The 16,549-nt window shown below is 62.8% G+C and carries 17 protein-coding genes; 9 read left to right on the top strand and 8 right to left on the bottom strand.

Annotated features, from left to right (window positions below; genetic code table 11):
• Nucleotides 1–399 precede the first annotated feature (399 nt).
• Nucleotides 400–786 carry an ester cyclase gene (locus tag AB4097_RS14370; RefSeq protein ID WP_442040654.1) on the bottom strand — a complete coding sequence of 129 codons (387 nt, stop codon included), beginning with the start codon at nt 784–786 and terminating at the stop codon, nt 400–402.
• Nucleotides 787–960: 174 nt separating this feature from the next.
• On the opposite strand from AB4097_RS14370, the gene AB4097_RS14365 reads away from it, so the two are divergent.
• The 3 genes from AB4097_RS14365 to bfr all read left to right on the top strand — a co-directional run bounded on the left by AB4097_RS14365 (nt 961) and on the right by bfr (nt 2,473).
• Nucleotides 961–1,530: a putative glycolipid-binding domain-containing protein gene (locus AB4097_RS14365; RefSeq protein WP_442040652.1), complete on the top strand. Its 570-nt coding sequence runs from the start codon at nt 961–963 to the stop codon at nt 1,528–1,530.
• Between the two features lie 118 nt (nt 1,531–1,648).
• Nucleotides 1,649–1,906 (top strand): (2Fe-2S)-binding protein, encoded by a 258-nt coding sequence (locus AB4097_RS14360; protein ID WP_442040650.1) that lies wholly within the window; start codon nt 1,649–1,651, stop codon nt 1,904–1,906.
• Nucleotides 1,907–1,987: 81 nt separating this feature from the next.
• A complete protein-coding gene (gene bfr / locus AB4097_RS14355) occupies nt 1,988–2,473 on the top strand; it encodes a bacterioferritin (protein WP_442040648.1) in 486 nt (161 codons plus the stop codon).
• A gap of 216 nt (nt 2,474–2,689) precedes the next feature.
• On the opposite strand, the gene AB4097_RS14350 is transcribed toward bfr, so the two are convergent.
• The 3 genes from AB4097_RS14350 to AB4097_RS14340 form a co-directional block, all read right to left on the bottom strand.
• The gene (locus AB4097_RS14350; protein WP_442040646.1) at nt 2,690–5,413 is read right to left on the bottom strand and encodes a bifunctional acetate--CoA ligase family protein/GNAT family N-acetyltransferase; all 2,724 of its coding nucleotides are present in this window, start codon (nt 5,411–5,413) and stop codon (nt 2,690–2,692) included.
• A gap of 82 nt (nt 5,414–5,495) precedes the next feature.
• Entirely contained in the window at nt 5,496–5,945 is a 450-nt protein-coding gene (locus tag AB4097_RS14345) for a GNAT family N-acetyltransferase (RefSeq protein ID WP_442040644.1), read from the bottom strand.
• Nucleotides 5,945–8,611: an ATP-binding protein gene (locus tag AB4097_RS14340; protein WP_442040642.1), complete on the bottom strand. Its 2,667-nt coding sequence runs from the start codon at nt 8,609–8,611 to the stop codon at nt 5,945–5,947. The genes AB4097_RS14345 and AB4097_RS14340 overlap by 1 nt, the downstream gene beginning before the upstream one ends.
• A gap of 200 nt (nt 8,612–8,811) precedes the next feature.
• Between AB4097_RS14340 and AB4097_RS14335 the strand changes: the two genes are divergently transcribed.
• The 4 genes from AB4097_RS14335 (at nt 8,812) to AB4097_RS14320 (ending at nt 11,217) form a co-directional block, all read left to right on the top strand.
• Complete coding sequence (locus AB4097_RS14335) at nt 8,812–9,192, top strand: phasin (protein ID WP_009763815.1); 381 nt, start codon at nt 8,812–8,814, stop codon at nt 9,190–9,192.
• Between the two features lie 35 nt (nt 9,193–9,227).
• Nucleotides 9,228–9,722, top strand: coding sequence for a phasin family protein (locus AB4097_RS14330; RefSeq protein ID WP_442040639.1), 495 nt, complete (start codon nt 9,228–9,230; stop codon nt 9,720–9,722).
• Between the two features lie 62 nt (nt 9,723–9,784).
• Nucleotides 9,785–10,216: an NUDIX hydrolase gene (locus AB4097_RS14325; RefSeq protein ID WP_442040637.1), complete on the top strand. Its 432-nt coding sequence runs from the start codon at nt 9,785–9,787 to the stop codon at nt 10,214–10,216.
• A 293-nt stretch (nt 10,217–10,509) separates the two neighbouring features.
• Complete coding sequence (locus AB4097_RS14320; RefSeq protein WP_442040635.1) at nt 10,510–11,217, top strand: outer membrane protein; 708 nt, start codon at nt 10,510–10,512, stop codon at nt 11,215–11,217.
• Nucleotides 11,218–11,295: 78 nt separating this feature from the next.
• Here AB4097_RS14320 and AB4097_RS14315 read toward each other — a convergent pair whose 3' ends face one another.
• Nucleotides 11,296–11,523 (bottom strand): hypothetical protein, encoded by a 228-nt coding sequence (locus AB4097_RS14315; RefSeq protein WP_442040633.1) that lies wholly within the window; start codon nt 11,521–11,523, stop codon nt 11,296–11,298.
• A gap of 230 nt (nt 11,524–11,753) precedes the next feature.
• Here AB4097_RS14315 and AB4097_RS14310 point away from each other — a divergent pair, with 230 nt between their 5' ends.
• Together AB4097_RS14310 and AB4097_RS14305 are read left to right on the top strand one after the other, a co-directional pair.
• On the top strand, nt 11,754–11,927 hold the full coding sequence (locus tag AB4097_RS14310) for a hypothetical protein (RefSeq protein WP_442040631.1): 174 nt from the start codon (nt 11,754–11,756) through the stop codon (nt 11,925–11,927).
• Between the two features lie 119 nt (nt 11,928–12,046).
• Nucleotides 12,047–12,382: a hypothetical protein gene (locus AB4097_RS14305; RefSeq protein ID WP_442040629.1), complete on the top strand. Its 336-nt coding sequence runs from the start codon at nt 12,047–12,049 to the stop codon at nt 12,380–12,382.
• Nucleotides 12,383–12,469: 87 nt separating this feature from the next.
• Here AB4097_RS14305 and mmsB read toward each other — a convergent pair whose 3' ends face one another.
• The 3 genes from mmsB to chvE all read right to left on the bottom strand — a co-directional run bounded on the left by mmsB (nt 12,470) and on the right by chvE (nt 16,498).
• Nucleotides 12,470–13,669: a multiple monosaccharide ABC transporter permease gene (mmsB, locus tag AB4097_RS14300; protein WP_442040627.1), complete on the bottom strand. Its 1,200-nt coding sequence runs from the start codon at nt 13,667–13,669 to the stop codon at nt 12,470–12,472.
• 1 nt (nt 13,670) lies between these two features.
• The gene (mmsA, locus tag AB4097_RS14295) at nt 13,671–15,200 is read right to left on the bottom strand and encodes a multiple monosaccharide ABC transporter ATP-binding protein (RefSeq protein WP_442040625.1); all 1,530 of its coding nucleotides are present in this window, start codon (nt 15,198–15,200) and stop codon (nt 13,671–13,673) included.
• Nucleotides 15,201–15,397: 197 nt separating this feature from the next.
• Nucleotides 15,398–16,498: a multiple monosaccharide ABC transporter substrate-binding protein gene (gene chvE / locus AB4097_RS14290; protein ID WP_442040623.1), complete on the bottom strand. Its 1,101-nt coding sequence runs from the start codon at nt 16,496–16,498 to the stop codon at nt 15,398–15,400.
• Nucleotides 16,499–16,549 lie beyond the last annotated feature (51 nt).

The following is a 16,549-nucleotide window of genomic DNA, read 5'->3' as shown; positions in this document are numbered from 1 at the left end:
CCGCCCCGACGGCTGCTTTGCCATCTGCTTCGGCGCCCACGAGATTGCAGCCCTCGATCTCAACGCACCCGACACAGACCCAACTCTGTAAGGGATCTCTCCGAACACGTGTCAGGGGTGTCCCCGGACTTTACAACAAGCCCGGTGATCTCGATTGATTGAAGCGTCAAGCCCCACCGTATCGGGATGGCCGGAACAAGCCCGGCCATGACGTGGCAGGTGTCATTCCCGGCCGGAGCGTAGCGCAGGGGAAGGGAAGCCATCGCGCCGTGCGTGTCAGTGGATCCCCTTCCCGAACCTTCGGCTCGCCGGGGATGACACCCTCCACTGTCATGGCAGCCACGAGTATGGCGGGAAGATCTCACCGAATTGCCCTACTCTCAGCAGGGAGGAAAGGCATTAGATCTGAGCTTCAATGGCGGCCTTGTCGATGATCGACCAGACTCTCCCGATCCTGTCGCCTCGAAATTCATAGAAGACGTTCTCGGTGAAGGAGATCTTCTTGCCATTCACGGGGAGCCCGAGGAACGTTCCCTTCGGCATACAGTCGAAGCCCAGCCGGCTCGCGATGCAGGGCGGATCGGAAACGAGCCTTTGAATGTCGAAGTGGAGATCCGGAATTTCAGAGAAGTCTCTCTCCAGCATCGTGCGATAGCCCGAGAGCCCCACCAGCCGATCATTGTAATGGACATCGTCATGAACGAACTGCTCCAGCTTCGGCCAGTCCTGCGCATTCAAGCAGTCAATGTAAGCTCGATAGACCTCGGAGAGTTCGGCTCGATTCACGGCGATGATCCTTGTGCTGCCCAAGGCCTCCGGTGAGAAGTAGGACGATCGCGAGTCCTGCCGTCAAGTCGACAGCGGCATCCCTGCCTGTCCCCACACAGAACTCGATTCGACAAGCTCTCCAGCTGAGCCATAATCCTCCGGCATGAACGCCGTGAAGCTTGGAGGCTCGGCATGTCCATCCCGACACTGATCTTCCGCACCATCCGCTGGTCGGCCTGGGAGGGCTGCGGTGCCGGCATGGAGCATGTGGACGTGCGGCCCGCCGATGGCGGCCTTGCCATCTCGGGCGTCGTGATCGCTCAGGAGGAGGAGACCAAGTTCGGTCTCTCCTATCGCGTCAAGCTCGATGCCCTGTGGCGCACCAAGGAGGTCATCCTCAGAACGACCGCCGGGCATGTGCTGCATCTTGCCAGCGACGGCCAGGGGCATTGGCAGGAGAACGGCAAGGTTCGACCGAACCTCCAGGGCTGCATCGACATCGACATCCAGGCGACGCCGCTGACCAACACCCTGCCCATCCGGCGCCTCGACCTGGAGACCGGCGAGAGCATGGATATCCGCCTCTGCTACATCACGGTGCCGGACCTGATCGCCTCTCCGGCCAACCAACGCTACACGGCACTCGATGCAGGCTCGCTTTATCGCTTCGAGAGCCTGGAGAGCGGGTTCACCGCAGACCTTCCCGTGGACGAGGACGGCTTCGTTCTCAACTATCCTGGCCTGTTCAAGCGCCTGGGATGATTGTTACACCTTAACCGTGACATCCGGGCACAGGCAATCACGCTGGCGCTCCGCTGCATTTTCAGTTAAGTCTTTGATAACACACGTAGTTTTTAGTCATTCTAAACTAGAACAACAAATGATCGTCTGTTCCTGCAACATCCTCTCCGACGGCGATGTCAAAGCGTGCCTTAAGCCGGGACCGGGATGCCCCCGCACTCCGGCGCAGGTCTATCGCTGTCTCGGCTGTAGCCCCAATTGCGGCCGCTGCGCCCGCACCATCCGCGCCATCATGGACCAGGCCCTGATCAATGCGGGCGTGGAACCCATCGCGGCCTGCAGCCGCGGCTGTTGCCCGACCGTGCTCGAAAAGGCTGCTGCCGAACCCACCCTTTGAACAAAAAGGCTTTCACCCTAATTCATGAATCCTCTAAAGACAGATCCGGCGCGCCCAGTGCCGGTTGGACGAGAGGGTAGGATGAAGGGTGATCCCAAGGTAATCGAGTATCTCAATCGCGGCCTGCGCAGCGAGCTGACGGCGGTCAACCAATACTGGCTGCATTACCGGCTCCTGGACGATTGGGGATACAAGGAGCTTGCGAAAGCCTGGCGCAAGGAATCCATCGAAGAGATGCACCATGCGGACCGCTTCATCGAGCGGATCATCTTCCTCGAAGGCTTCGCCAACCTGCAGGTGCTCGATCCCCTGCGCATCGGCCAGAACATCCAGGAAATCCTCGAAGCCGACCTCGCGGCGGAATACGACGCCCGCAACCTCTACGGCGAGGCCGCGGCCTATTGCGACAGCATCGGCGACCGCGTGTCGAAGAACCTGTTCGAGGAACTGATGGCGGACGAGGAAGGTCATATCGACTTCCTGGAAACCCAGCTCAACCTCGTCGAACAGGTCGGCATCGAGCTCTACGCCCAGAAGCATATCGGCGGGGTCAAGGACGACGACTGAGCGCTTATTGCATGGAACAAGCCTCACCCCGAAAGTCTGGCTTATCGACTGGCATTAACCTGAGCCCTCATCCTGAGGAGGTCACGTCAGTGACCGTCTCGAAGGACGAGGGCGCCTCCAGTGCGCGCTGACGATCCTTCGAGACGCCTGCCGCGCAGGCTCCTCAGGATGAGGTGAGAGCTTTGTGAGCCCGCCCGCACGGCGGGCTTTTTCCTGTCATGCCGGTTGAGCGAGCTTGCCCGGCTCCTCGATCGTGGCGATCGGCAGGGTGACGAGGCGCAGTTCCGGGTCGTCCGGATCGATCCGGATGGTGAATCCGAGATTGCGGCACATGTCGAGCATGGTGGTGTTCTCGCGCAGCACCTGCCCTTCGATCTCCCGCAGGTCCTCCACTTTCGCCCATTCGATCATCAGCCGCATCAGCTCCCAGCCCAAGCCGAGGCCCTTGAGGTCGGAGCGGAGGAGGATGCCGTATTCACCGGTCTCGTGGTTGGCATCCGCATGGAGACGGACCGCTCCCATCATCTCACCCGTGTCGCCATCGAAGGCGACGAACGCGATGGCACGCGCGTAGTCGAGCTGCGTCAGGCGGGCGAGGAACGTGTGGCTGAAATCGCGGACCGGGGCGAAGAAGCGAAGGCGCAGGTCCTCCGGCGTGATCTTCTCGAAGAAGCGCCGGAACTCCGCCTCGTCCTCCGGCCGGACGGGCCGGACGAAAGCCGTCCGCCCGTTGCGCAGCTCGATATGGCGCTCCCATTCCTTCGGGTACGGCCGCACCGCGAAGCGCGGATGGCCGCTGCCCTTCCGGGTCTCGGGCGCGACCGCCACCCGGGCATCGACCGCGACCACGCCGGTATGGTCGGCGAGCAGCGGGTTGATGTCGAGTTCGCGGATCTCGGGGATATCGGCCGCCATCTGGGCGAGCTTCACCAGGGCGAGAGCAATCGCCCCCTCGTCGGCCGCCGGAACGTCCCGATAGGCCTTCAGGCGTCGCGACACGCGGGTGCGGGCGATCAGGTCGTGGGCGAGCTTCAAGTCGAGTGGCGGCAGCGCCAGCGCCTTGTCGTTGATGACCTCCACGGCCGTGCCGCCGCGCCCGAACAGCACGACGGGACCGAAGGAGGGATCGTCCGCGAGACCCACGATGAGCTCGCGGGCCTTCGCCCGCCGCACCATGGGCTGAACGGTGACGCCCGTCACATGCGCCTGCGGCTTCAGGCGGGCGGCGCGCTCGAAGATCTCGGCGGCGGCCTTGCGCACCGCCTCCTCGGTCGTCAGGTCGAGCTTCACGCCGCCGATATCGGATTTGTGGACGATGTCGGGGGAAAGAACCTTCACGGCCACCGTGCCGCCTTCGGCAATGATCGGCCGGGCCGCATCGGCCGCTTCGTCCGGCGTCGTCGCGAGGATCACCGGGGCGGTCGGAATGTCGTAGGCCCGCAGGAGCGCGTTGACCTCCAAGGGATCGAGCCAGCGGCGGTTCTGCGCCAGCACGTGTTCGACGACGGCGCGGGCCGCGTCCGGGTCCGGGTCGAAGTCGTGGGGCAGGTTGTCCGGCGTCTCCATGAGCTGGTCCTGCGCCTCGCGGTAGCGCACGAGCTGGATGAAGCCGCGGACCGCATCGGCCTCGGTGGCGAAATGCGGAATCCGCGCCTCCTCGAACACGCGCGCCGAGTCCGGGTCCTCGCCGATCCAGGCGGCGAAGACCGGCTTCTGCCGGTACCCCCGGGCACGATCCCGCTTGACCACGTCCGCCACGGCGGCGGCCACGTCGGAGGCCCCGGCGATGGCCGTCGGGACGTTGAGGATGAGAACGGCATCGTTCTCCGGGTCGGAGAGCAGCGCCTCGAGCGCACCCGCGTAGCGGCTCGGTTCCGCGTCCCCGATGATGTCGATCGGGTTACCCCGGGACCAGGTCGGCGGGAGGATCGCGTTGAGGGTCTCGCGCGTCTTGTCCGACAGGGTCGCGAGCGTCCCGCCCAGGTCGATCAGCCGGTCGACGGCGAGAACCCCGATACCACCCCCATTGGTAAGAAGTGCCAATCGGTTGCCAGGAAACGGCTTCTGCCGCCCGAGTGTTTCCGCCGCCGCGAAGAGCTGGTCGAGATCGAGCACCCGCAGCAATCCGGCGCGGCGGAACGCGGCGTCGTAGACGGCATCGGATCCGGCGAGCGCGCCCGTATGGGTCGCGGCCGCCCGCGCCCCTTGAGCATGACGCCCGGCCTTGATGACCACCACCGGCTTGACGCGCGCGGCCGCACGGGCGGCGGACATGAATTTCTGCGCGTTGCCGATGGATTCGATGTAAAGCAGGATCGCCCGGGTCCCGCTGTCGGCAGAAAAGAAGTCCAGGCAATCGCTGAAGTCCACGTCAACCTTGTCGCCCAGGGAGACGATAGCGGAAAAACCCACCTGCCGCTGCGCCGCCCATTCCACGAGGCCCGCCGCCACCGCGCCCGATTGGGACACGAGCGCCAGATCGCCGGGCTTGGCGCTGTGGGCCGCAAAGCTCGCATTCATCCTGGCGCGCGGGGCCAGCACGCCGATGCAGTTGGGCCCGACGATGCGCAGGCCATGGGCGCGAGCCGCAAGCCTGACCTGATCGCTTAAGGATCCATCGCCATAGCCCATGCCCGCCGTCGCCACGATGGCGGCGCTCACGTCGCCCTCCCCGGCCTCCACGATCACGTTCAGCACCCGCTCCGGCGGCACGGCGACGACGACGAGATCGGGCACTTCGGGGAGCGCGGACAGGGAGGCGAAGCAAGGCCTTCCCTCGATCTCGACATGATGCGGATTGACGGCGAAGAGTTCCCCCTGGAAGCCGCCCGCAATAAGGTTGCGCAGGAAGGTCAGGCCGAGAGAGCTCGGACGCGGGCTGGCGCCGACCACCGCGATAGAGCGGGGATTGAAGAGCTTGTCGAGGCGATAGGTAGACATGGCGATCCTTCGGCCCGGGGGATATCACGCCACAACGTATTGCGCCCTCTCATAACCGCAATAGGAGCCGATCCTCAAAGGGCTAATCCCGCACCCACCGATAATGGGCATCGGGCATTCGTTCTTCGTTGCCGGAGCCATCTGTCGTGACGACCAGTTGAAAGCCCTGCCGTTCGTAGAAGCGGCGAGCCTGTGCGTTGTCCTGGAAGGTCCAGAGATTGAGCTCCGGTCGATCCGTTCTGACGGCGGATAGAAGAGCCTGTCCGACACCGCGTCCGTGCCAGGCCGGATCGACATACAGATGGTCTAGCCAATCGAGCCTTGCTCCGGCAAATCCGATCAGCCGCTCCTCGGCCCGCGCAATCCACACCTCGGACGTGGGAAAGACATGGTCGCGGAAAAAGGCCAGATCTTCCTCCGGCGTGTGGAGATCCGGCAGATAAGGCAGACAGGTCGTGCGGACATAGCGGTTCAGGCGCGCGACAGCCGGCATATCCGATAAAGTGGCACGGCGCAGGGTGAAGCGTGGCACTATCCCGCCATCACCCGTGTCGGCGGGAAAATCACCTCGACGAGGGTACCTTCGCTCGGCTGGCTCGCGATCTGGAGCGCTCCCCGGTTCGCCTCGACGAGCGCCTTGGTGAGCGGCAAGCCGAGCCCGGTGCCGCCACGCCTGCGCGACGTGGCTAGCTGGCGGAACGGCTCGAGGGCGGCCTCGACTTCCTCGGGCGTCATGCCGATGCCGGTATCGCGCACCCGGAAAGCCACCTCGCCCTGGTCGGTCATGGCGGTGGAGACGATCACCTGCCCGCCCGCATCCGTGAACTTGATGGCGTTGGACACGAGATTGAGCACGATCTGGCGCATGGAGCGCTCGTCGGCCACCACTGGAGGCAGCTTCGGGGCGAAGCTCATGCGCATGACGATGCGGTCACGCGCGGCCTGCGGCTGAAGCAGGGTCACGCAGGACGAGACCAGCTCGTTCAGGCTCACCCCCGTGAAGGACAGTTCCAGCCGACCGGCCTCGATCTTGGCGAGATCCAGGAGGTCGTTCACGAGGCTGATCACATGAGAGCCGGATGCGTGAATGTCCTTGAGATATTCCTTGTAGCGGTCATTGCCGATGGCTCCGAACCGCTCCTCGAGCATGACCTCGGCGAAGCCCAGAATGGCGTTCAAGGGCGTCCGAATTTCATGGCTGATGGTAGCCAGGAGATCGGATTTCTGGGCGCTCGCCTCCTCGGCCGCGTGCTTGGCACCGATGAGCTCGCCCTCGGTCCTCTTGAATGCCGTGATGTCGCGGAGAACCGCGCAGAACCGCCGGTTCGGCCCGTCGCCCAATCGCCCCATAGTCATGAAGAGCGGGATCGATCCGCCTTGACGCTCCCGGCCGACGACCTCGCGCCCGTCGTTGAGCAGGCTTCGCATGCCTGGCGAGCGCAGGCTTTCGAGATAATCGAGGGCCACCATGTGGCTTTCCGGCGCCAGGAGCACGGTGATGGCGTCGCCCGCCACCGCCTGCTCATCGTAGCCGAACAGCGCTTCGGCCGAGCGGTTGAGCGAGAGGATCCGCCCCGTCTCATTGAGCACGATCACGCCGTCGGTCGCCGTGTCGAGAATTGCCTCCAGCTCCTGGACGCGGCTGTCCTGGGGCTGTGTCTCCACGCTCAACGCCCTGCGGATGACCATCAGGTCCGCCGGCTCACCCTCCCACTCGGCGGAGGAGGAGCGCACGCTGACGGCGATGTTCTCGTTGCTCTGCGTGGTCAGCGCGAGTGCGAAATCCTCGTCGCCCGTCCCACCGAGAGCGGGAGAACCTCGGAACAGATGAACGATACCGCCAGCGGACCGGATCCGCTCGACATCCTCATAGCCCGTCAGGCCCAAAAGGAACCGGTTGGCGAACAGGATAGTCTCGCGGCGATGGACCAGAATCCCGATCGGCAGCCGGTCAAGAATATCGTTGTGAGCCGCCGGGGTCATGGATGGCAGGGGAAGTATCGGCTCTGGCGCTACGGCGGGCTCGATTTCCTCGGGATCAGCCTCCTCGGTCGAGGGCGTACCTTCCTTGAGGCGTGCTCCAAGGGCACGCGCGATTTCACGGAACGCGTTGCGCTCCGTGCTGGAGAGGCCCGATCCCTGGGACTGCTGCTTCTCGGCAGGGCGGGAGCGTTCGTCGGGTTCAGGCTCGTGCGACTTCGGGCCGGAGAGCGCCGCGGCCACTTGGTTGCGCAAGTTCGAGAACCAGGTTTCCTCGTCCGAGGGAGCGGCCTCGTCCGCAGGCTCGTCAGCCGGCATTTCCTCAGGTGGACGGAACGGCAGGGTCTCGTCGTTGACAAGGCTTTGCGCAATCAGATCGGCGGCCGCATCCGGAATCGTCCGCTCCTGGACGGCGTCCATGCGCAGGAGGCCGAAGCCCCGGAAACCGATGAGCTCCCGGCCTGGGCCGAAGACAGGCATCCCGGCCCAATCAACAGGGACTTGCAGCGGGGAATTGTCGATGCTCCAGAGAATCGTGCGCCCGCTCCAGGTCTCGCGGCGGGCGAACAGGGCCGCGACACTCCCATCCGGATCCTCCACGACGCTCCGTGACACCTCCTCCCAGGTCTGGCCGACGATGTTGCCGGCCATGGCTCCCACAGCCAGGGGAAGATCGTGTGATACATCGGTGAAACGTGTTGCTGCATCCGTGTGCCAGATGAAGCGAACCGGACCGGGGCGCCTTTCCGGCAGACGAGTGGTATCGTCTTCCACTTGCGTTGATGGCTCGCTGCCTGGAGGCTCCGATGGCCGGGCCGAGCGGGAGAAAGAGGGCTCTTTCGGCACGGGTCCGACGAAGGCCGTCACGAGAACGGTCTCGCCGTTCTCCAGGGACGCCAGGCGGCAGAGGGTTGCAACCGGCAGCCACGGACGGGAGGGATCGAGCCGCAGGCGCTCCTTTAGGGCGCCATGCTGGGGTGCAAGCCCCTCTGCCAGCGCCTTGATCCGATCCCGGGCCCGGAGACCTGGGCTGGTCCGGCCATCTTCATCGGTGAGCGCATTCCGCAATTTTTCAGCGGCAGGCGATGCCCAGAGCAGCCTCTCCCCTGCCCGATCCCAGACGAGCACGCCCGCTCCAGGCTCGGCCAGAAGGCTCAAGCCGGGTTCGGTAGCAAGCTGCGCGATCAGCGCTTCGAATGGGTTGGGACCACCCGTCATCAACGGCCCTTGTGGTGAAAGAACTGAGAGTCACTCAAGAAGAGCTTCTAGACTAATATCGACTGCCAAGCATGCAAGGCAGGACACTTGAATCCTTTTACTTTCAGGTAACCTTAATAAGGCGAGGCACGAGGGAGTTGATTTTGCATCGCACAATGTGATATTGCACTGCACAAATACCTGACGATAAGGAGCATCCCATGGCCACGAATCCGACCCAGAATTACGAAGTCCCCCCGGAAATGCGCGATTTCGCCGAGAAGAGCGTCGAGCAGGCCCGCAAGGCCATCGACGGTTTCATGAGCGCCGCCCAGAAGACGGCCGACACGTTCGAAGGATCGGCGAACACCGTCCAGGCCAGCGCCAAGGATGCCGCCCGCAAGACCTTCGCCTATACCGAGCAGAACCTTTCGGCCGCTTTCGACCTCGCCCAGCGGATGGTGCGCGCCAAGGACATGCAGGAAGCCATGCAGATCCAGGCCGAGTTCGTTCGGACCCAGTTCGAGGCGATGCAGACCCAGATGAAGGAATTCGGCTCCCTGGCTCAGTCGGCCATGAAGCAGCCGGGCTCCAAGAAGTAACCTCCTTCTCCCTTAAACCTTGCGAGGACCTCACGATGGCGGAAGTGAAGAAGCCTAAAGCCAAGACGACAGCCAAGAGCGTGCAGAAGGCCGACGATCTCGTCGAAATGGCTGCCATCTCGGCAGCCGAGACGGTCGAGGCCGTCGCGGACAGGAAGCCCGCTTCGTTGCCTGTGACGATCGCTGCGCCCGTCGAGGCAGGTGCCATCTTCTCGTCCGCCAAGAAGCAGGGTGACGTCTTCCGCAAGGCCATGAGCGAGGCCGTGGCGGCCTCGGCCCAGGGTGCCCTGGAAGTGAACGACAAGATCATCGACGCCATGAACACGCAGCACCATGCTGCCCTCGACCTGTGGCGCTCGACGATCAGCCCCTCTCCTCTCCCCGAGGTTTTCAGGGCCCAGAGCCAGGCGACGCGCCAGGCTTACGAGACCGCCTCCGCCCAGTGGAAGGACATCGCCGAGACGACGGCACTCTGGTTCACGAAGAGCCTGGAGCCGCTGCAATCGGCGCTGCACCGTTCGGCCCGCTGAGCAGACTATCCTGCTGCAATTCCTTAGGCTAAAGGCTCGGCCACTCAGGCCGAGCCTTTTTCATGTCATCACCCGTTCCCGCCGTCATTGCCGTCGTCATCCGCGAAGACCGGACATTGCTTGTCCGCCGGGCCAATCCGCCCGATGCGGGGCTTTGGGGCTTTCCCGGCGGGAAGATCGAGTTCGGCGAGACGGTCATGAATGCTGCGACCCGGGAGCTTCTCGAAGAGACCGGCATCGAGGCTGAAGCCCAGGACATCATCACCACTCTCGATGTTCTCGTACGGGATTCTTCCGGCCTGGTGGAGCAGCACTACATCCTGATCGCCGTTCAGTGCCGCTGGCTATCGGGCGAGCCCGCTGCCGGCGACGATGCTCTCGAAGCTCGCTGGTTCGATCTTGCAGATCTTGATCCGCGCCGACTGGCCATGAGCGCCGATGTGGATGTGATCGCCCGAAGGGCTCACGCGGCCTCGAACCCGGGCCGTTCCTGATCGTGGCGCGACAACAAAAAGGCCCCGCCTGGAAAAGGCGAGGCCAAGTTCTGTCTCTTGCTTTGAGGCCTCGCGGCCAAACTTCACGCCGCGATCTGCGCATAATCGGACTCCGATCTCAAGACGAACGCAGGCACCATGGTTGATGACCAGTAAACATTCATCATTCATCAAGCATGTTTCGACTGATGACGCCCGAGCATATTGCAACAATCTCTCGCGATCCCTTATTAGATCCGTGACAGGCAATAAATGCCTATCCGATCTTTTGTTGCTAAGCACGGAATACAGTAATGCGTCACTCTGCTCTCGGACTTCTCGCTGCCACTGCGGCTCTCGCCATTGCGGCTTCGACGGCTCACGCGGCTGACCTGCCGAGCCGCTACTCTCCTGCTCCGGCCTATAATGCGCTCCCGATCTTCACCTGGACGGGCTTTTATGCCGGTCTGAATGCCGGCTATGGCTGGAACGTCGGCGACAGCCGTTTCTATGACCCGGCCTTCGGCACGATCAGGGGCAGCCGCGGCGGCGGCTTCGTGGGCGGCGCCCAGGCCGGTTACAATTACCAGTTCGGCATGTTCGTGGCCGGCGTGGAGACCGACCTTCAGTACGCCGCCGTCGGCAACAAGGGCGCATCCTACGGCACCACGTATTATGATGGTGACTCCGACGGCTTCTTCGGCACGATCCGCGCCCGCGCCGGCGTCGCCTTCGACCGCGCCCTCGTCTACGGCACGGGCGGCTTCGCCTACGGCGATGTCGGCGGCAACCGCGGCTACGATCCGGTGCTCGGCCATCATACCGGCGATGAGGTCAACTGGGGTTGGACGCTCGGCGGCGGCGTGGAATACGCCATCACCAACAACTTCACGGCCAAGGTCGAAGGCCTCTATGTCGATCTCGACACGAAGGACAACTATGTGCTCGGCGGCCGCGTGAACGTGAACCGCGATGCGGAATTCGGCGTGATCCGCGCAGGCCTGAACTACAAGTTCAACTGATCACATCGTACTCTCAAAAGTGAAGAAGGCCCGGTGCTGCCACCGGGCCTTCTTGCGTCATGAAGCAATGAAAAAGCATCAGGGATCGTTGACGCCTTTCGGCACCCTGAACGCACCCTGAGGAGTCTCGTCCCGCTTGAGCGCCAAAAGGCGCCGCGCGGCAATCCCACCGGGCTCGGGCGAATAGAGCCTGTTGTTGAGCACCTCGATCTGCCAGCGCTGCAATTCGAGCAGAGCCTGCAAGCCCCTCACCCGGGCCTGGAGAGCGAGAGCATCCTTCAAAGGGTCTGGTCCGCCAGTCGTCATGGGACCATCCCTGGCAATCTTGGGATGAATCATGTCTGAACGCGCAATGTGAGAGGCTGAACACTAACTAGCTTCAACGGCCAAGAAAACGTCCTCGGCGGCCTTGGGAAAGGAGCCCAAGCTAGACAATATTACGCCAGAAATATGACCCGTTCTCCTGTCCAGATTGTCGCGCAGGAACCCGGGGATATGTCAGGCAGTTGCACCTGCATAGCTTGCTGGAGATCATCATGCCTGAGCCACGTTACGAAATGGAGGCGGAAAAGATCCTCACCGCGTTGAAGACTGCGACGCCGGACGAGCATGCCTTGATGCAGAGCCGCCGCCTTCTGGCCGAAGCCTTGGAGCAAGCGGAGCAACGCGGGCGTCGGATCGCTGGGCATCAGAAGGAATCGAGCGGCTAAGGTTCTTCAGAGATCCCTAACGATGGACGTGCGACATTGACGGCGAGGAACGGCCCCTTGCGAGGGACGTTCCTTCTTCGTGTGTGCCAGGACACAGCGGAACGACCTTGGACATGGTGATGTCCGAGCGTTGGGAGAACCAATCAATGCGCTCTTCTTTGCTTGCGACCATGCTCGGCACCCTGGGTGTCTTCGCAGCCGGCTCTGCAGCTCTGTCGGCCGACACGCGCATTGCCTCCATGCCTTTCAGCGAATGTCTTTCGATCATCAACGAAGCCGCGCAGGACGTCGACGAGGAACCGGTCAAGCTTGTCAGCACGGACGACATGGTCACGGTTCGGATCAACGCGTCCGACGGTTTCGTTACCGTGTCTTGTGACAAGAGCGCCAGCAAGATGACCTTGACCAAGAGCCCGGTTCCCGAAGCGGCCGGCCTGACGGCAGACGCTCACTGACGCTTCACAGGTCCAAGCAGCTTGAAATGAAACGGCGAGCCGAAGCTCGCCGTTCTTGTGTCGGTAGGCTGGCGTGAGCGCCCGCCGTCACTTTTTCCTGTTGTAGACGTCGAGGGAGACGGCTGCGAGCAGCACGAGGCCCTTGATGACCTGCTGGTAGTCGATGCCGATGCCGAGGATCGACATGCCGTTGTTCATGACGCCCATCACGAAAGCGCCGATGACGGCGCCCGTCACCTTGCCGACGCCGCCGGTGGCCGACGCGCCGCCGATGAACACGGCCGCGATCACGTCGAGCTCGAAGCCGAGACCGGCCTTCGGGGTCGCGGTGTTGAGGCGCGCCGCGAAGATGAGACCCGCGAGACCCGCCAGCACGCCCATATTGACGAAGGTGAGGAAGGTCAGGCGCTCGGTCTTGATGCCCGACAGCTTGGCCGCCTTCTCGTTGCCGCCGAGCGCGTAGATGCGCCGGCCGATCGTGGTGCGATTCGTCACGAAAGCATAGAGCGCGATCAGCACGGCCATGATGACCAGCACGTTCGGCAGGCCGCGATAGGTCGCCATCAGGTAGCAGAACGCGATCACGAGAACGGCGAGCAGGCCGTTCTTGAAGGCGAACAGGCCGAAGGGTGCGGTCTCGACCGCGTGCTTCAGCTGGTTGGCGCGGCTGCGGAAGCTGAAATAGACCAGTGCGGCCACGCTGGCGACGCCGAGGAACAAGGCCGTGTAGTTGAAGCCCTCGCCACCGAAGACGTCCGGAAGGAAGCCGGAGCTCAGGCGCTGGAACACGACCGGGAACGGACCGACCGACATGCCGCCGAGAAGCGCCAGGGTCAGGCCCTTGAAGACGAGCATGCCCGCAAGCGTGACGATGAAGGAAGGGACCTTGAAATAGGCGACCCAATAGCCCTGCGCGGCGCCGATCATGCCGCCCACGATCAGGCACGCGATGGTGGTCGTCACGGGATCGAAGCCCCAGCGCACCATCATCATGGCAGCGAGGCCGCCGACGAAGCCCACGATGGAGCCGACCGAGAGGTCGATATGCCCGGCCACGATGACCAGCAGCATGCCCAGCGCCATGATGACGATGTAGCTGTTCTGGAGCACCAGGTTGGTGAGGTTGAGAGGCCGCAGCAGGGTTCCGTCGGTCACCACCTGGAAGAACAGCATGATGACCAGGAGCGACAGCAGCATGCCGTAGTCGCGGAAATGGGTTTTGACGAATTCCGTCCACGACGTCTTCTGCTGGGGAACCTGGATCTCGTCGGCGGTTCTTGTGTCCATCTCAGCGTCTCCCCGACTTAACGATGGCGTGCATGATCTTTTCCTGGGATGCCTCGGCACGATCGAGCTCGGCGATCAGGGAGCCTTCGTTCATGACATAGATCCGGTCGCACATGCCGAGCAGTTCCGGCATCTCCGATGATATCACGAGGACGCCCTTTCCGGCATCGGCCAGCCTGTTGATGATCGTATAGATTTCGTATTTCGCCCCGACATCGATGCCGCGGGTCGGCTCGTCCAGGATCAGGATCTCCGGATCGGAGAAGAGCCATTTGCTCAAAACCACCTTCTGCTGATTGCCGCCGGAGAGGTTCACCGTCTCCTGGAAGACGTTGGAGCACCGGATCCGCATCTGGCCCCGGTAATCGTTGGCGACCGCCAGCTCCCGGATGTCGTCGATGACGAGGTTCTTGGAGACGCCCTCGAGATTGGCGAGCGTCACGTTCTTGCGGATGTCCTCGGCCAGAACCAGGCCATAGGTCTTCCGGTCCTCGGTGGCATAGGCGATCCCGTTGGATACGGCCTTCTCGACCGTGCTCACGTCGATCTCCTTGCCGTGCAGGGTGACGCGGCCGGAGATGTTCTGGCCGTAGCTGCGCCCGAACAGGCTCATGGCGAACTCCGTCCGCCCTGCCCCCATCAGCCCGGCAATGCCGACGATCTCGCCACGCCGGATGTTCAGGTTGACGTTCTTGACCACCTGCACATGACTGTGGAGCGGGTGATAGGCCGACCAGTTCTCGACCTGGAAGATGGTCCCGCCGATCTTCGGCTCACGCTTGGGATAGCGATCCTCCATGGTGCGGCCCACCATGCCGCGGATGATGCGATCCTCGCTCACTGCTTCAGTCCGGCAATCCAGCGTCTCGACCGTGCCGCCGTCGCGCAGGACCGTGATGGAATCGGCAACCTTCGAAATCTCGTTCAGCTTGTGCGAGATCAGGATCGAGGAAATCCCCTGCTCCTTGAACTGGAGCAGCAGGTTCAGGAGCGCATCGCTGTCTTTCTCGTTTAGGCTCGCGGTCGGCTCGTCGAGGATGAGAAGCTTCACCTTCTTCGAGAGCGCCTTGGCGATCTCCACGAGCTGCTGCTTGCCGACGCCGAGATTGGTGATCAGCTCGTCGGGCGATTCCTTGAGGCCGACGAGCTTCAGCAGCTCCTTGGTCTTCGCGAACGCGACGGACCAGTCGATGACGCCGTACTGGGCCTGCTCGTTACCGAGGAAGATGTTTTCCGCGATCGACAGGAGCGGTACGAGCGCCAGCTCCTGGTGGATGATGATGATGCCGAGCTTCTCGCTGTCGGCGATTCCCGAGAAGCGCCGCTCCTCGCCTTCGTAATGGATCTCGCCGGAATAGGAGCCGTGCGGATAGACGCCGCTCAGAACCTTCATCAGGGTGGATTTGCCGGCGCCGTTCTCGCCCACCAGGGCGTGGATCTCGCCGGCCCTGACCGAGATGTTGACGTTGTCCAGCGCCTTCACGCCGGGAAACGTCTTGGTGATCCCCCGCATTTCAAGGATCGCATTCATCGCATGTCCTCAGGCAACAGGCCTCTAGCGCATCGTGCGGAAAAGTGGCTCCGGTTTTCCGCGCCGTACGATGCGCTCTTCAAAGAGTGTAGCATCGGATCCGATCCCAAAAGTGGGATCCACTTTTTGGGTCCGATGCTCTGAAATGAGCAAGGACCCTGCGCGGGTGCGCAGGGTCCATTCGTCGTCCGGACCAATTACTTGAACTGGTCTTCCTTGTAGTAGCCGCTGCCGACCAGAATTTCCTTCCAGTTCGAAGCATCGACGCTGACCGGCTTCAGCAGGTAGGCGGGAACGACCTTCACGCCGTTCTCGTAGGTCTTGGTGTCGTTGACTTCGGGCTGTTTGCCGGAGAGCACGGCGTCGACCATGTTGACCGTCACCTTGGCCAGCTCGCGGGTGTCCTTGAACACCGTCGAGGTCTGCTCTTTGGCGAGGATCGACTTGATCGAGGGCACTTCTGCGTCCTGGCCGGTGATGATCGGCATCGGCTGCTTCGGCGAGCCGTAGCCCACGCCCTTGAGCGACGAGATGATGCCGATGCTCAGGCCGTCATAGGGCGAGAGAACCGCATCGACGCGCTTGTCGGTGTAGAAGGCGGAGAGCAGGTTATCCATGCGGGCCTGGGCCACCGCGCCGTCCCAACGCAGGGTCGAGACCTTGTCCATGCCGGTCTGGCCGCTCTGCACCTTGAGCTTGCCGCTCTTGATGTAGGGGTCGAGCACGGACATGGCGCCGTTGTAGAAGAAGAAGGCATTGTTGTCGTCGGGGGAGCCGCCGAACAGCTCGATGTTGAACGGGCCCTTGCCTTCCTTGAGGCCGAGCGCCTTCTCGATATAGCCGCCCTGGAGCACGCCGACCTGGAAGTTGTCGAAGGTGGCGTAGTAGTCGACGTTCTTGGAATTGCGGATCAGGCGGTCATAGGCGATGACCTTGATGCCCTTGTCGGCGGCCTGCTGGAGCGCATCGGAGAGCGTCGTGCCGTCGATGGCCGCGATCACGAGCACCTTGGATCCCTTGGTGATCATGTTCTCGATCTGGGCCAGCTGGTTCGGGATGTCGTCTTCCGCATATTGCAGGTCGACGTTGTAGCCCTTCTCTTTGAGCACCTTGACCATGTTGTTGCCGTCGTCGATCCAGCGCGCGGACGACTTCGTCGGCATGGCCACGCCGACCGTGCCCTTGTCCTGCGCCTGCGCGGCGCCAAGGAGGCCAAAGGCTCCCAGAGCCACGGCCGCTATTGTGGTCGTGAATGTCTTCAAGGTCGTTCTCCCTCTCGTCCATGCCCGGAACGACATTCTCGCGCCCGGCGCATATTCACATTCTTCGTTCCAAGGTCCGAGTCGGTG

This window comes from Microvirga sp. 2MCAF35 (assembly GCF_052115545.1).
Lineage (GTDB): Bacteria > Pseudomonadota > Alphaproteobacteria > Rhizobiales > Beijerinckiaceae > Microvirga.
This window is presented reverse-complemented; position numbering and strand designations above follow the sequence as displayed.

Excerpts from the sequence above, each read along its gene's own strand:
- AB4097_RS14365 (WP_442040652.1), top strand. The coding sequence starts at position 961 with ATGTCCATCCCGACACTGATCTTCCGCACCATCCGCTGGTCGGCCTGG.
- AB4097_RS14360 (WP_442040650.1), top strand. The coding sequence starts at position 1,649 with ATGATCGTCTGTTCCTGCAACATCCTCTCCGACGGCGATGTCAAAGCG.
- bfr (WP_442040648.1), top strand. The coding sequence starts at position 1,988 with ATGAAGGGTGATCCCAAGGTAATCGAGTATCTCAATCGCGGCCTGCGC.
- AB4097_RS14350 (WP_442040646.1), bottom strand. The coding sequence starts at position 5,413 with ATGTCTACCTATCGCCTCGACAAGCTCTTCAATCCCCGCTCTATCGCG.
- AB4097_RS14340 (WP_442040642.1), bottom strand. The coding sequence starts at position 8,611 with ATGACGGGTGGTCCCAACCCATTCGAAGCGCTGATCGCGCAGCTTGCT.
- AB4097_RS14335 (WP_009763815.1), top strand. The coding sequence starts at position 8,812 with ATGGCCACGAATCCGACCCAGAATTACGAAGTCCCCCCGGAAATGCGC.
- AB4097_RS14330 (WP_442040639.1), top strand. The coding sequence starts at position 9,228 with ATGGCGGAAGTGAAGAAGCCTAAAGCCAAGACGACAGCCAAGAGCGTG.
- AB4097_RS14325 (WP_442040637.1), top strand. The coding sequence starts at position 9,785 with ATGTCATCACCCGTTCCCGCCGTCATTGCCGTCGTCATCCGCGAAGAC.
- AB4097_RS14320 (WP_442040635.1), top strand. The coding sequence starts at position 10,510 with ATGCGTCACTCTGCTCTCGGACTTCTCGCTGCCACTGCGGCTCTCGCC.
- AB4097_RS14315 (WP_442040633.1), bottom strand. The coding sequence starts at position 11,523 with ATGACGACTGGCGGACCAGACCCTTTGAAGGATGCTCTCGCTCTCCAG.
- AB4097_RS14310 (WP_442040631.1), top strand. The coding sequence starts at position 11,754 with ATGCCTGAGCCACGTTACGAAATGGAGGCGGAAAAGATCCTCACCGCG.
- AB4097_RS14305 (WP_442040629.1), top strand. The coding sequence starts at position 12,047 with ATGTCCGAGCGTTGGGAGAACCAATCAATGCGCTCTTCTTTGCTTGCG.
- mmsB (WP_442040627.1), bottom strand. The coding sequence starts at position 13,669 with ATGGACACAAGAACCGCCGACGAGATCCAGGTTCCCCAGCAGAAGACG.
- mmsA (WP_442040625.1), bottom strand. The coding sequence starts at position 15,200 with ATGAATGCGATCCTTGAAATGCGGGGGATCACCAAGACGTTTCCCGGC.
- chvE (WP_442040623.1), bottom strand. The coding sequence starts at position 16,498 with ATGTCGTTCCGGGCATGGACGAGAGGGAGAACGACCTTGAAGACATTC.